Source organism: Citrobacter sp. S46_ASV_140, assembly GCF_018919545.1.
Taxonomy (GTDB): domain Bacteria; phylum Pseudomonadota; class Gammaproteobacteria; order Enterobacterales; family Enterobacteriaceae; genus Citrobacter; species Citrobacter braakii.
The window spans coordinates 24,243-37,607 of sequence record NZ_JAHLRC010000006.1 but is presented as its reverse complement, the minus strand read 5'-3'; the positions used below and the strand labels follow the sequence as shown (position 1 = coordinate 37,607).

Sequence of the window (13,365 nt, the reverse complement as noted above, 5' to 3'; positions counted from 1 at the left end):
CGATATGCTTTTAGTGGTACTGGATATGAAGACTGATGTCAACCCCATTCCCTGCAAATGCTCCCGTTAAGGGGGGGGAGTTTATGATAAACTTAAGCGAATTGTGCTGAATTTCTCAGGGTATATTAAATTAATCATCTGATCGTTGAACATGTTTTTCACGGTTTGACATATTTAAGCATATTTATTTGCATTTATGGTCACGAAGAACTGAAGATAACGCCTCGTTTGGGATTCCATATCTTTATGATTTATCAGAATTTATAGCTATTCTGAATGGATTGAATCAATGTGCCACCCTATAATTGATAAATTAATGTTAACTTTTAATGTGTTAATAATAGAAATGTTTAATTAAAACTTAAAAACGTATTCACTGTGCGCATGATTGTGTATTCGCCACGCTTATGGTTATATTGTTTTCGAAATTTAAACATATGAATCATCGCGCAGTGACATCTGCCACACTACGTTTGTAGTGTTTTTTTGTACATTTAGATTTGTGCCTTTATGTTTTCCTAATTTTAATGTTTTTCCTTTTTCTTATTTTATATGCATGGTAAATCATATTAACGGAGATTATTTCTGCACTCCGTCTGGGAAAAGGGAGTTTAGAGTGACAGTGGAGTTAAATATGCCAGAAGTAAAAATAATAGATAAATCTAATCTCATAGAGATGGGGAAGCCACAGCTTCGCATGGTTGATCTTAATTTATTAACTGTTTTTGATGCGGTGATGCAGGAACAAAATATTACGCGTGCTGCACATACGCTGGGGATGTCGCAACCCGCTGTCAGTAATGCGGTGGCACGCCTGAAAGTCATGTTTAACGATGAGCTTTTTGTTCGTTATGGCCGTGGAATCCAGCCGACAGCAAGAGCCTTCCAGCTGTTTGGCTCCGTTCGTCAGGCTTTACAATTAGTGCAGAATGAACTGCCTGGTTCCGGCTTTGAACCTACCAGCAGCGAGCGTGTATTCAATCTTTGCGTATGCAGTCCATTGGATAATATTCTTACTTCGTTGATTTATAATCGGGTTGAGCAAGTCGCACCGAACATCAATGTCGTTTTTAAATCCTCACTAAATCTAAATACCGAGCACCAATTACGTTATCAGGAAACTGAGTTTGTTATTAGCTATGAAGAATTCCGTCGTCCGGAATTTACCAGTGTTCCGTTATTCAATGACGAAATGGTGTTAGTGGCAAGTAAAAAACATCCGCGCATTAGTGGCCCATTGCTGGAAAGCAATCTCTATCATGAACAGCATGCCGTGGTTTCGCTTGATCGCTTCGCCTCATTCAGCCAGCCGTGGTATGACACACCGGATAAACAATCCTGCGTGGCTTATCAGGGAATGGCATTAATCAGCGTGCTTAATATTGTGTCGCAAACGCACCTGGTCTCTATTGCGCCGCGTTGGTTGGCGGAAGAGTTCGCCGATTCTTTAGAACTGCAGATATTGCCTTTACCTTTAAAATTGAATAGCCGCACATGTTATCTTTCCTGGCATGAGGCTGCGGGGCGCGATAAAGGACATCAATGGATGGAAGAACTGTTGGTCTCCGTCTGTAAGAAGTAGCCGCTGGCAGAATAAATCGGGGAATACATCTGGTTTATTCTGCTTTTATCTTTATATCTAAAATTTTGTGCTGAACTCGACTTTTTACGTATGTCCGAAAGTGTAAAAAAATAGACTAATTGCTGTAAGTCCCCCTTTTTAAGCGATTATTTATCATATCAATTGCTTATGCTGGTTTAATTCTCCATTTATTCAATTCTTACCTCCGTTTTATTCTTATTTACTCCAGTGCCACCCCTTCGGAGTCAATTGCCATGCGTCATCGTCAGCGGTTAATGTGTTGTTAAACCGTAATTCATTATAAGAGTGAGGCAAGCCATGGATATGTTGTCTGGAGCCGAGATGGTCGTCCGATCGCTTATCGATCAGGGTGTGAAGCAGGTATTCGGTTATCCCGGGGGGGCCGTCCTCGATATTTATGATGCATTGCATACGGTCGGCGGTATTGATCATGTGTTAGTCCGTCATGAGCAAGCCGCGGTACATATGGCTGATGGCCTGGCGCGTGCCACAGGAGAAGTGGGCGTCGTTTTGGTCACTTCCGGACCAGGAGCAACCAATGCGATCACCGGGATTGCAACGGCATATATGGATTCCATTCCGCTGGTGATCCTCTCTGGCCAGGTCGCCACTTCCCTGATTGGCTACGATGCCTTCCAGGAGTGCGACATGGTGGGTATATCCCGCCCGGTGGTAAAACACAGTTTTCTGGTTAAACAAACGGAAGATATCCCGCAGGTGCTGAAAAAAGCCTTCTGGCTGGCGGCAAGCGGTCGTCCGGGGCCGGTGGTGGTGGATTTGCCGAAAGATATTCTGAATCCGGCGAAAAAACTGCCTTATAGCTGGCCGGAGTCGGTGAGTATGCGTTCGTATAACCCGACAACGACCGGGCACAAAGGACAGATAAAACGTGCTTTGCAGACGCTGGTCGCGGCGAAGAAACCGGTTGTCTATGTTGGTGGTGGCGCGGTGAATGCCGCCTGTCACGAACAACTGGGGCAAATTGCCGAAGCACTCAATCTGCCGGTTGTCTCCTCGCTGATGGGGTTAGGCGCGTTTCCGGCCACGCATCGCCAGGCGCTGGGAATGTTGGGCATGCATGGTACTTACGAAGCGAATATGACCATGCATCATTCTGATGTGATCTTTGCCGTCGGCGTTCGTTTTGACGATCGAACGACCAATAACCTGGCAAAATATTGCCCGAATGCGACCGTGCTGCATATCGACATCGATCCGACCTCAATTTCAAAAACCGTCACTGCGGATATTCCGATTGTGGGCGATGCTCGCCTGGTGCTGGATCAGATGCTTGAACTGCTGCCGCAGGAGAAATCGCAGCAGCCGCTGGATGATAACCGTGACTGGTGGCAACAGATCGAACACTGGCGCGCTCGTCAGTGCCTGAAATACGACACGCAAAGTGAAAGTATTAAACCGCAGGCGGTGATTGAAACCATCTGGCGTCTGACGAAAGGGGATGCATACGTGACCTCTGACGTTGGTCAGCATCAAATGTTTGCCGCACTTTACTATCCGTTCGATAAACCACGCCGCTGGATTAACTCAGGCGGCCTCGGCACCATGGGATTCGGTTTACCCGCGGCGTTAGGGGTGAAAATGGCGCTGCCGGATGAAACAGTGGTGTGCGTTACCGGGGATGGCAGCATTCAGATGAACATCCAGGAACTGTCGACGGCGCTGCAATATGAGCTACCGGTACTGGTGCTCAACCTTAACAACCGCTATCTCGGCATGGTCAAACAGTGGCAGGACATGATTTACTCCGGGCGTCACTCCCAGTCTTACATGCAGTCGCTACCCGATTTTGTGCGCCTTGCTGAAGCTTATGGGCATATCGGTATCCAGATTAATCATCCAGGCGAACTGGAGAGCAAGCTGGGCGAAGCGCTGGAACATGTGCGTAACCATCGCCTGGTGTTTGTTGATGTCACCGTCGACGGCAGTGAGCATGTCTATCCGATGCAGATTCGTGGGGGCGGGATGGACGAAATGTGGTTAAGTAAAACGGAGAGGACCTGATTATGCGCCGGATATTATCAGTATTGCTGGAAAACGAGTCGGGTGCATTGTCACGTGTGATTGGCCTCTTCGCCCAGCGCGGATACAACATTGAAAGCCTGACCGTCGCGCCGACTGACGACCCGACCTTATCGCGGATGACGATTCAAACGGTAGGGGATGAGAAAGTCCTGGAGCAGATCGAAAAGCAGCTACACAAACTGGTGGATGTTTTGCGCGTCAGCGAACTGGGGCAGGGCGCCCACGTTGAACGAGAAATCATGCTGGTGAAAATCCAGGCCAGCGGCTATGGCCGGGAAGAGGTGAAACGCAACACGGAGATATTCCGTGGGCAAATCATCGATGTTACGCCGTCGATCTACACCGTACAGCTGGCGGGCACCAGCGATAAGCTGGATGCGTTTCTGGCAACGCTACGGGAAGTCGCCAAAATCGTGGAAGTTGCCCGTTCCGGCGTGGTGGGGCTTTCCCGCGGCGATAAAATTATGCGCTAACGCTTACCTGACCTACGCGAGATGCATTGGCTATCGGTTGCTTTTTTTTGCGAAATCAGCAGTAACCAGAGACAAAAGCGGTTGCCGCAGTCATTATTCTGCGCTTAGATGTTAAGAAGTTTAACCCATGCCATCTCAAAGGTTATGGTTTGTACATTTTACGCAAGGGGCAATTGTGAAACTGGATGAAATCGCTCGGTTGGCCGGCGTTTCGCGAACGACTGCAAGCTACGTTATTAACGGCAAAGCAAAGCAATACCGCGTAAGCGACAAAACGGTTGAAAAAGTCATGGCGGTGGTGCGTGAGCATAATTACCACCCGAATGCCGTGGCGGCCGGGCTGCGTGCTGGACGCACACGTTCTATCGGGCTGGTGATCCCGGATCTCGAGAACACGAGCTATACCCGGATCGCAAACTATCTGGAGCGCCAGGCGCGTCAGCGCGGGTATCAACTACTGATAGCCTGCTCTGAAGATCAGCCTGATAACGAAATGCGCTGTATTGAGCATCTTTTACAACGTCAGGTTGATGCCATTATCGTTTCGACTTCCTTGCCGCCTGAACATCCGTTTTATCAGCGCTGGGCGAACAGTTCATTCCCGATTGTGGCGCTGGATCGCGCGCTGGATCGTGAACATTTCACCAGCGTGGTGGGCGCAGACCAGGATGATGCGCAGATGCTGGCGGAGGAGTTACGTAAATTCCCTGCTGAAACCGTGCTCTATCTGGGGGCGCTTCCTGAATTGTCCGTCAGTTTCCTGCGCGAACAGGGTTTCCGTACCGCGTGGAAGGACGATCCGCGTGAAGTGCATTTTCTCTATGCCAACAGCTATGAGCGGGAGGCGGCCGCGCAGTTATTTGATAAATGGCTGGAAACGCATCCAATGCCTCAGGCGCTGTTTACCACGTCGTTTGCCCTGTTGCAGGGGGTGATGGATGTGACCCTGCGCCGCGACGGGCAGTTACCGTCTGATTTAGCGATTGCGACTTTTGGCGACCACGAGCTGCTCGACTTCCTGCAGTGCCCGGTACTGGCGGTGGCGCAGCGCCATCGAGATGTCGCGGAACGCGTGCTGGAGATTGTGTTGGCAAGCCTGGATGAGCCGCGTAAACCCAAACCAGGTTTAACGCGTATACGGCGTAATCTGTACCGTCGCGGTATTCTAAGCCGTAACTAAGTTGCCTCAATTGATGATGTCGGCGGATAAGCCTCTGACATCATCAATTATCCCGTTCTCGGAAATAACCGCATTATAATTAAGAATATTCTTTAGAATTATCTGAAATTGATTCTTCTATTATGCCGAATTAAAAATGCAACTATCCATTTTTGGGTAATTGAGACGTAACGATGCGTTACGGTTGTATTATTTTGTTACAAGCATGTAGGGATTTGCCGAATTAACAAACACTTTACTGGTGTGTTGCGACAATCTCGCCCTTATCTCGCTCCTGTGCGGCGTACAGACTGATTAACTGGTACTGTTATCTCGCTGCATATTGTCCTAAAATGCCGCTCGCGTCGCAAACTGACACTTTATATTTTTCTTTTGATGATATTCAGTTGTTTTAAACAATCATGAGTTGTTGGATTTTTTTCTTACAAATATTCATGACGTTAATTTGCTTCGTTTGCTGTACGGAATTTGTTCAACGCTGATATTAGCCGTAAACAATGGGTTTTTTGCTCCGCTAAGCGCCGTGACTTGCTTGACAAGGTTTTCCTCCGCTCCGTAAACTCCTTTAAGTGGGAATTTGTGGGATAAAGTGGTAATCGGGGGTGAGGCTGGCATGTTCCGGGGAGCAACGTTAGTTAATCTCGACAGTAAAGGGCGCTTATCTGTGCCTACCCGTTATCGGGATCAACTGCTCGAGAGCGCTACCGGTCAAATGGTTTGCACCATTGACATCCATCACCCGTGCCTGCTGCTGTACCCCCTGCCTGAATGGGAAATTATCGAGCAGAAGCTATCGCGTCTGTCGAGCATGAATCCAGTTGAGCGTCGCGTACAGCGCCTGTTGTTGGGTCATGCTAGCGAATGTCAGATGGATAGTGCTGGCCGATTATTGATAGCGCCCATTCTGCGGCAACACGCAGGGCTAACGAAAGAAGTGATGCTGGTTGGGCAGTTCAATAAGTTTGAGCTGTGGGATGAAACGACCTGGTATCAACAGGTCAAGGAAGATATCGACGCTGAGCAGTCTGTTACCGGCGCGCTGTCGGAACGATTGCAGGATTTGTCTCTATAAAATGATGGAAAATTATAAACATACAACGGTGTTGCTGGATGAAGCCGTAAACGGCCTGAATATTCGTCCAGACGGCATCTACATTGACGGGACATTTGGTCGCGGTGGTCACTCACGTCTGATCCTCTCGCAACTTGGCGAAGAGGGGCGTTTACTGGCCATCGATCGCGATCCGCAGGCGATTGCCGTTGCAAAGACGATTACCGATCCCCGTTTTTCCATCGTCCATGGTCCTTTTTCTGCGCTGGCTGATTATGTCGCCGAGCGCGGACTTACCGGTAAGATCGACGGGATTCTTCTCGATCTTGGGGTTTCTTCTCCACAGCTTGATGATGCTGAGCGCGGATTCTCATTTATGCGTGACGGTCCGTTAGATATGCGTATGGACCCAACACGCGGTCAGTCAGCGGCCGAATGGCTGCAAACCGCCGATGAAGCAGACATTGCCTGGGTGATTAAAACCTTTGGCGAAGAGCGCTTCGGCAAACGTATTGCTCGCGCCATCGTAGAGCGCAACCGCATCGAACCGATGACCCGCACTAAAGAGCTGGCGGAAGTGATTGCGGCGGCAATGCCGGTGAAAGACAAATTCAAACATCCCGCGACCCGTACCTTCCAGGCGGTGCGCATTTGGGTGAACAGTGAACTGGAGGAGATAGAGCAGGCGCTAAAAAGCTCGCTCAGCGTGCTGGCACCAGGTGGTCGCCTTTCGGTAATCAGTTTCCATTCGCTTGAAGATCGCATTGTGAAACGCTTTATGCGCGAACAAAGCCGTGGTCCTCAGGTTCCGGCTGGAATACCGATGACCGAAGCGCAGATCAAAAAGCTGGGCGGCCGTGAGTTAAGAGCACTAGGCAAGATGATGCCGGGTGAAGAAGAGGTAGCTGAAAATCCTCGTGCCCGTAGTTCAGTTCTGCGTATTGCAGAGAGGACGAACGCATGATCAGCAGAGTGACAGAAGCCCTCAGCAAAGTTAAAGGATCGATAGGAAGCAACGAGCGCCATGCCTTGCCTGGCGTGATCGGTGACGATCTTTTGCGGTATGGGAAGCTGCCACTCTGCCTGTTCATTTGCATTATTTTGACGGCGGTTACCGTCGTGACAACAGCACACCATACGCGGTTACTGACCGCGCAGCGTGAGCAGCTGGTTCTGGAGCGAGATGCGTTGGATATCGAATGGCGCAACTTGATCCTTGAGGAGAACGCGCTCGGCGACCATAGCCGTGTTGAACGGATCGCAACGGAAAAGCTGCAAATGCAGCATGTTGATCCCTCACAAGAAAATATCGTAGTACAAAAATAAGGATAAACGCGACGCATGAAAGCAGCGGCAAAAACGCACAAGCCAAAACGCCAGGAAGAACAAGCCAACTTTATCAGTTGGCGTTTTGCGTTACTGTGCGGCTGTATTTTGCTGGCACTGGGTTTTCTGCTGGGGCGCGTTGCCTGGCTGCAAATCATCGCGCCGGACATGCTGGTGCGTCAGGGCGATATGCGCTCTCTGCGCGTACAGGAAGTGTCCACATCGCGCGGGATGATTACCGACCGTTCAGGTCGTCCGCTGGCGGTGAGCGTTCCGGTTAAGGCGATTTGGGCCGACCCAAAAGAGGTGCATGACGCAGGCGGCGTAAGCGTTGGTGAACGCTGGAGAGCGCTGTCGACCGCGCTGAATCTCCCGCTCGATCAACTGGCTTCCCGCATTAACGCCAACCCGAAAGGGCGCTTTATCTATCTGGCGCGTCAGGTAAACCCTGACATGGCTGACTACATCAAAAAACTGAAGCTGCCAGGCATTCACCTGCGCGAAGAATCCCGCCGTTACTATCCTTCCGGAGAAGTGACCGCTCACCTTATCGGTTTTACTAACGTCGACAGCCAGGGGATTGAAGGCGTTGAGAAGAGCTTCGATAAATGGCTCACCGGGCAACCGGGCGAACGCATTGTACGTAAAGACCGTTATGGCCGCGTCATTGAGGATATTTCCTCTACCGACAGCCAGGCGGCGCATAACCTTGCGCTAAGTATCGATGAGCGTTTACAGGCGCTGGTCTACCGTGAACTGAATAACGCCGTAGCGTTTAACAAGGCGGAGTCAGGCAGTGCGGTACTGGTGGATGTGAACACCGGTGAAGTGCTGGCGATGGCCAACAGCCCGTCCTACAACCCGAACAATCTCACCGGTACGCCGAAGGATGCGATGCGTAACCGTACGATTACCGACGTGTTTGAACCGGGTTCCACCGTCAAACCGATGGTGGTGATGACGGCGCTGCAGCGTGGCGTGGTTCGCGAAAATACCGTACTTAACACTATCCCTTACCGAATTAATGGCCACGAAATTAAAGACGTGGCGCGTTATAGCGAATTGACCCTCACCGGGGTTTTGCAGAAGTCGAGTAACGTCGGTGTTTCCAAGCTGGCGTTAGCGATGCCGTCCTCAGCGTTAGTAGACACTTACTCACGTTTTGGGCTGGGAAAAGCGACCAATTTGGGGTTGGTCGGAGAACGCAGTGGCTTATATCCTCAAAAACAACGGTGGTCTGACATAGAGAGGGCCACCTTCTCTTTCGGCTATGGGCTAATGGTAACGCCGTTACAGTTAGCGCGAGTCTATGCAACGATCGGCAGCTATGGCGTTTATCGGCCACTGTCGATCACCAAAGTTGACCCTCCTGTTCCGGGCGAGCGTATCTTCCCGGAATCAACCGTGCGTACCGTAGTGCACATGATGGAAAGCGTGGCGCTGCCCGGCGGCGGCGGCGTGAAGGCGGCGATTAAAGGCTATCGTATCGCCATTAAAACCGGTACGGCGAAGAAAGTAGGGCCGGATGGCCGCTACATCAACAAATACATTGCTTATACCGCAGGCGTTGCGCCTGCGAGTCAGCCGCGCTTCGCGCTAGTTGTTGTTATCAACGATCCGCAGGCGGGTAAATACTACGGTGGCGCCGTTTCAGCGCCGGTCTTTGGTGCCATCATGGGCGGCGTACTGCGCACCATGAACATCGAACCGGATGCGCTGACAACGGGCGATAAAAATGAATTTGTGAATAATCAAGGCGAGGCAACAGGTGGCAGATCGTAATTTGCGCGACCTTCTTGCTCCATGGGTGCCGGGTGCACCGGAGCGAGCACTGCGGGAGATGACGCTCGACAGCCGTATGGCTGCATCGGGCGATCTCTTTGTCGCAGTATTGGGTCATCAGGCGGACGGGCGTCGGTATATCCCGCAGGCGATAGCGCAAGGTGTGGCTGCCATTATTGCAGAAGCAAAAGATGAAGCTACTGACGGTGAAATCCGTGAAATGCACGGCGTTCCAGTTATCTATCTCAGTCAGCTTAACGAACGTTTATCTGCACTGGCGGGCCGCTTTTACCACGAGCCTTCTGAAAAAATGCGACTGGTCGGCGTGACCGGGACCAACGGTAAAACCACCACCACCCAATTGCTGGCACAGTGGAGCCAACTGCTTGGCGAAACCAGCGCGGTGATGGGAACAGTCGGCAATGGCCTGCTGGGCAAAGTGATCCCGACGGAAAATACCACCGGTTCAGCCGTAGATGTCCAGCATGTGCTGGCAGGGCTGGTTGCACAAGGCGCAACGGTTGGCGCAATGGAAGTGTCTTCACACGGTCTGGTTCAGCATCGCGTGGCGGCGCTGAAGTTTGCCGCATCAGTATTTACTAACTTAAGCCGCGACCATCTTGATTACCACGGCGACATGGAACATTACGAAGCCGCGAAATGGCTGCTGTATTCCACGCACCATTGCGGCCAGGCCATCGTTAATGCGGATGATGAAGTCGGTCGTCGCTGGTTGGCCAAACTTCCGGATGCGGTTGCCGTATCGATGGAAGATCACATCAACCCGAACTGTCATGGTCGTTGGTTAAAGGCGATTGACGTGAATTATCACGACAGCGGGGCAACGATTCGTTTTACCTCCTCATGGGGTGACGGCGAAATTGAAAGTCGCCTGATGGGCGCGTTTAACGTCAGCAATCTGCAGTTGGCGCTGGCAACGCTGCTGGCGTTGGGATATCCGTTAGCTGATTTACTGAAAACGGCAACACAATTACAGCCAGTTTGTGGGCGCATGGAAGTGTTCAGCGCGCCGGGTAAAACCACCGTTGTGGTTGATTATGCCCATACGCCAGATGCGCTGGAAAAAGCGCTGCAGGCGGCACGTCTGCACTGTACTGGAAAACTGTGGTGCGTTTTTGGCTGCGGCGGCGATCGCGACAAAGGCAAACGTCCGTTGATGGGCGCGATTGCCGAGCAGTTTGCTGATGTTGTCGTGGTGACCGATGACAACCCGCGTACCGAAGAGCCGCGCGCCATTATTAACGACATTCTGGCGGGTATGCTGGATGCCGGACAGGCGAAAGTGATGGAAGGTCGCGCAGAGGCTGTGACAAACGCCATTATGCAGGCGAAAGAAAACGACGTGGTGCTGGTGGCCGGGAAAGGTCACGAAGACTACCAGATCGTTGGCTCGCAGCGCCTCGACTATTCTGACCGCGTCACGGCAGCGCGTCTGCTGGGAGTAATCGCATGATTAGCGTAACGCTCAGCCAACTGGCGGAGATCCTCCGTGGCGAACTGAAAGGAGCCGATCTGACTCTTGATGCGGTGACAACCGATACGCGTAAAGTTACGCCGGGCTGCCTGTTTGTCGCGCTGAAAGGCGAACGCTTTGATGCCCACGATTTTGCAGACAAGGCGCAAGAGAGCGGGGCGGGTGCGCTGCTGGTCAGCCGTCCGTTGGACACCAACCTGCCGCAGCTGATTGTTAAAGATACACGTCTGGCGTTTGGTGAACTGGCGGCATGGGTACGCGCTCAGGTTCCGGCGCGCGTTATCGCGCTGACCGGCTCTTCCGGTAAAACGTCTGTCAAAGAGATGACCGCATCCATTCTGAGTCAGTGTGGCAACACCTTATATACCGCGGGCAACCTGAATAACGACATCGGCGTACCGATGACGCTGTTGCGCTTAAACAACGATTACGACTATGCCGTGATTGAGCTTGGCGCTAATCATCAGGGCGAAATCGCCTGGACCGTTGGTCTGACGCGTCCGGAAGCGGCGCTGGTGAACAACCTGGCAGCCGCGCATCTGGAAGGCTTCGGTTCACTGGCGGGCGTTGCGAAGGCAAAAGGTGAGATTTTTACCGGCCTGCCAGCGAACGGAATCGCCATTATGAATGCCGACAACAACGACTGGCTGAACTGGCAGAGCATTATCGGCGATCGCAAAGTCTGGCGTTTCTCCCCGAATGCGGGCAACAGCGACTTTTCGGCGGCCAACGTTCATGTGACTTCACACGGCACAGAGTTTTCTCTGCAAACGCCAACCGGAAGCATTGATGTTCTGCTGCCGCTGCCGGGTCGTCACAACATTGCTAACGCCCTGGCGGCGGCTGCGCTCTCTATGGCGGTAGGCGCGACGCACGAAGCGATTAAAGCGGGTCTGAAGGAACTGCAAGCGGTACCGGGGCGTCTGTTCCCGATTCAACTGGCAGAAAATCAGCTACTGCTGGATGACTCCTATAACGCAAATGTCGGGTCAATGACCGCAGCGGTAAACGTGCTGTCCGAAATGCCGGGCTACCGCGTGCTGGTGGTTGGCGATATGGCAGAGCTTGGCGCGGAAAGCGAAGCATGCCACGTACAGGTGGGTGAAGCTGCGAAGGCTGCAGGTATCGACCGTGTGCTGAGTACAGGGAAACTGAGTCAGGCAATTAGCCATGCCAGCGGTGTGGGTGAGCATTTTGCGGATAAAACCGCGTTGACCGCGCATCTTAAGGCGCTGATTGCAGAACATCAGATTATGACGATTTTAGTGAAGGGTTCACGTAGTGCCGCCATGGAAGAGGTAGTACGCGCATTACAGGAGAATGGGACATGTTAGTTTGGCTGGCCGAACATTTGGTCAAATATTATTCCGGCTTTAACGTCTTTTCCTATCTGACGTTTCGCGCCATCGTCAGCCTGCTGACCGCGCTGTTCATCTCTTTGTGGATGGGCCCGCGCATGATCGCCCGCTTGCAAAAAATGTCCTTTGGACAGGTCGTGCGTAACGACGGTCCGGAATCACACTTCAGTAAACGCGGTACGCCGACTATGGGCGGGATTATGATCCTCACCGCGATTGTTATCTCCGTACTGCTGTGGGCATACCCGTCGAACCCGTACGTATGGTGCGTGCTGGTGGTATTGGTCGGTTACGGCATTATCGGTTTTGTCGATGACTACCGCAAAGTGGTACGCAAAGACACCAAGGGCCTGATCGCGCGCTGGAAATACTTCTGGATGTCGGTGATTGCGCTGGGCGTGGCCTTTGCCCTGTATCTGGCTGGTAAAGATACCCCGGCCACTGAGCTGGTGGTGCCGTTCTTTAAAGACGTGATGCCGCAGTTGGGGCTGTTCTACGTGCTGCTGGCGTACTTCGTGATTGTGGGTACTGGCAACGCGGTCAACCTCACCGATGGTCTGGATGGTCTGGCGATTATGCCGACCGTGTTTGTGGCCGCAGGTTTTGCGTTGGTAGCGTGGGCGACCGGTAACATGAACTTCGCCAACTATCTGCATATTCCCTATTTACGTCATGCCGGCGAATTAGTGATCGTCTGTACGGCAATTGTCGGTGCGGGGTTAGGCTTCTTGTGGTTTAACACCTATCCGGCGCAGGTCTTTATGGGCGACGTCGGATCGCTGGCGCTGGGCGGCGCGCTGGGCATTATTGCCGTGCTGCTGCGTCAGGAGTTCCTGCTGGTGATCATGGGCGGTGTATTCGTCGTAGAAACACTGTCGGTCATTTTGCAGGTTGGCTCCTTTAAGCTGCGCGGACAGCGCATCTTCCGTATGGCGCCGATCCACCATCACTATGAACTGAAAGGCTGGCCGGAACCGCGCGTAATTGTGCGCTTCTGGATTATTTCGCTGATGCTGGTGCTGATTGGCCTGGCAACGCTGAAGGTACGTTAATC

General features: G+C 52.0%; 11 protein-coding genes. All 11 read left to right on the top strand.

Annotation, left to right across the window (positions count from 1 at the left end; all coding sequences use genetic code 11):
- The first annotated feature begins 634 nt into the window (after positions 1 to 634).
- The 11 genes from leuO (at position 635) to mraY (ending at position 13,363) form a co-directional block, all read left to right on the top strand.
- Entirely contained in the window at positions 635 to 1,582 is a 948-nt protein-coding gene (leuO, locus tag KQJ19_RS03425; RefSeq protein ID WP_016151687.1) for a transcriptional regulator LeuO, read from the top strand.
- Positions 1,583 to 1,900: 318 nt separating this feature from the next.
- Entirely contained in the window at positions 1,901 to 3,625 is a 1,725-nt protein-coding gene (gene ilvI / locus KQJ19_RS03420) for an acetolactate synthase 3 large subunit (protein WP_216403342.1), read from the top strand.
- 2 nt (positions 3,626 to 3,627) lie between these two features.
- The gene (gene ilvN / locus KQJ19_RS03415; protein ID WP_003829566.1) at positions 3,628 to 4,119 is read left to right on the top strand and encodes an acetolactate synthase small subunit; all 492 of its coding nucleotides are present in this window, start codon (positions 3,628 to 3,630) and stop codon (positions 4,117 to 4,119) included.
- A gap of 175 nt (positions 4,120 to 4,294) precedes the next feature.
- Entirely contained in the window at positions 4,295 to 5,299 is a 1,005-nt protein-coding gene (gene cra / locus KQJ19_RS03410; protein WP_016151689.1) for a catabolite repressor/activator, read from the top strand.
- Positions 5,300 to 5,912: 613 nt separating this feature from the next.
- Positions 5,913 to 6,371 (top strand): division/cell wall cluster transcriptional repressor MraZ, encoded by a 459-nt coding sequence (mraZ, locus tag KQJ19_RS03405; protein WP_005124560.1) that lies wholly within the window; start codon positions 5,913 to 5,915, stop codon positions 6,369 to 6,371.
- Position 6,372: 1 nt separating this feature from the next.
- Complete coding sequence (rsmH, locus tag KQJ19_RS03400; RefSeq protein ID WP_016151690.1) at positions 6,373 to 7,314, top strand: 16S rRNA (cytosine(1402)-N(4))-methyltransferase RsmH; 942 nt, start codon at positions 6,373 to 6,375, stop codon at positions 7,312 to 7,314.
- The gene (gene ftsL / locus KQJ19_RS03395) at positions 7,311 to 7,676 is read left to right on the top strand and encodes a cell division protein FtsL (protein ID WP_006686695.1); all 366 of its coding nucleotides are present in this window, start codon (positions 7,311 to 7,313) and stop codon (positions 7,674 to 7,676) included. Before rsmH ends, ftsL begins: the two co-directional genes overlap by 4 nt.
- Positions 7,677 to 7,691: 15 nt before the next feature.
- Positions 7,692 to 9,458 (top strand): peptidoglycan glycosyltransferase FtsI, encoded by a 1,767-nt coding sequence (gene ftsI / locus KQJ19_RS03390; RefSeq protein WP_016151691.1) that lies wholly within the window; start codon positions 7,692 to 7,694, stop codon positions 9,456 to 9,458.
- Positions 9,445 to 10,932, top strand: coding sequence for a UDP-N-acetylmuramoyl-L-alanyl-D-glutamate--2,6-diaminopimelate ligase (murE, locus tag KQJ19_RS03385; protein WP_216403341.1), 1,488 nt, complete (start codon positions 9,445 to 9,447; stop codon positions 10,930 to 10,932). Before ftsI ends, murE begins: the two co-directional genes overlap by 14 nt.
- Positions 10,929 to 12,287: a UDP-N-acetylmuramoyl-tripeptide--D-alanyl-D-alanine ligase gene (gene murF / locus KQJ19_RS03380; protein ID WP_216403340.1), complete on the top strand. Its 1,359-nt coding sequence runs from the start codon at positions 10,929 to 10,931 to the stop codon at positions 12,285 to 12,287. Before murE ends, murF begins: the two co-directional genes overlap by 4 nt.
- Positions 12,281 to 13,363, top strand: a complete 1,083-nt coding sequence (mraY, locus tag KQJ19_RS03375) for a phospho-N-acetylmuramoyl-pentapeptide-transferase (RefSeq protein ID WP_016151694.1) — start codon at positions 12,281 to 12,283, stop codon at positions 13,361 to 13,363. Before murF ends, mraY begins: the two co-directional genes overlap by 7 nt.
- Positions 13,364 to 13,365 lie beyond the last annotated feature (2 nt).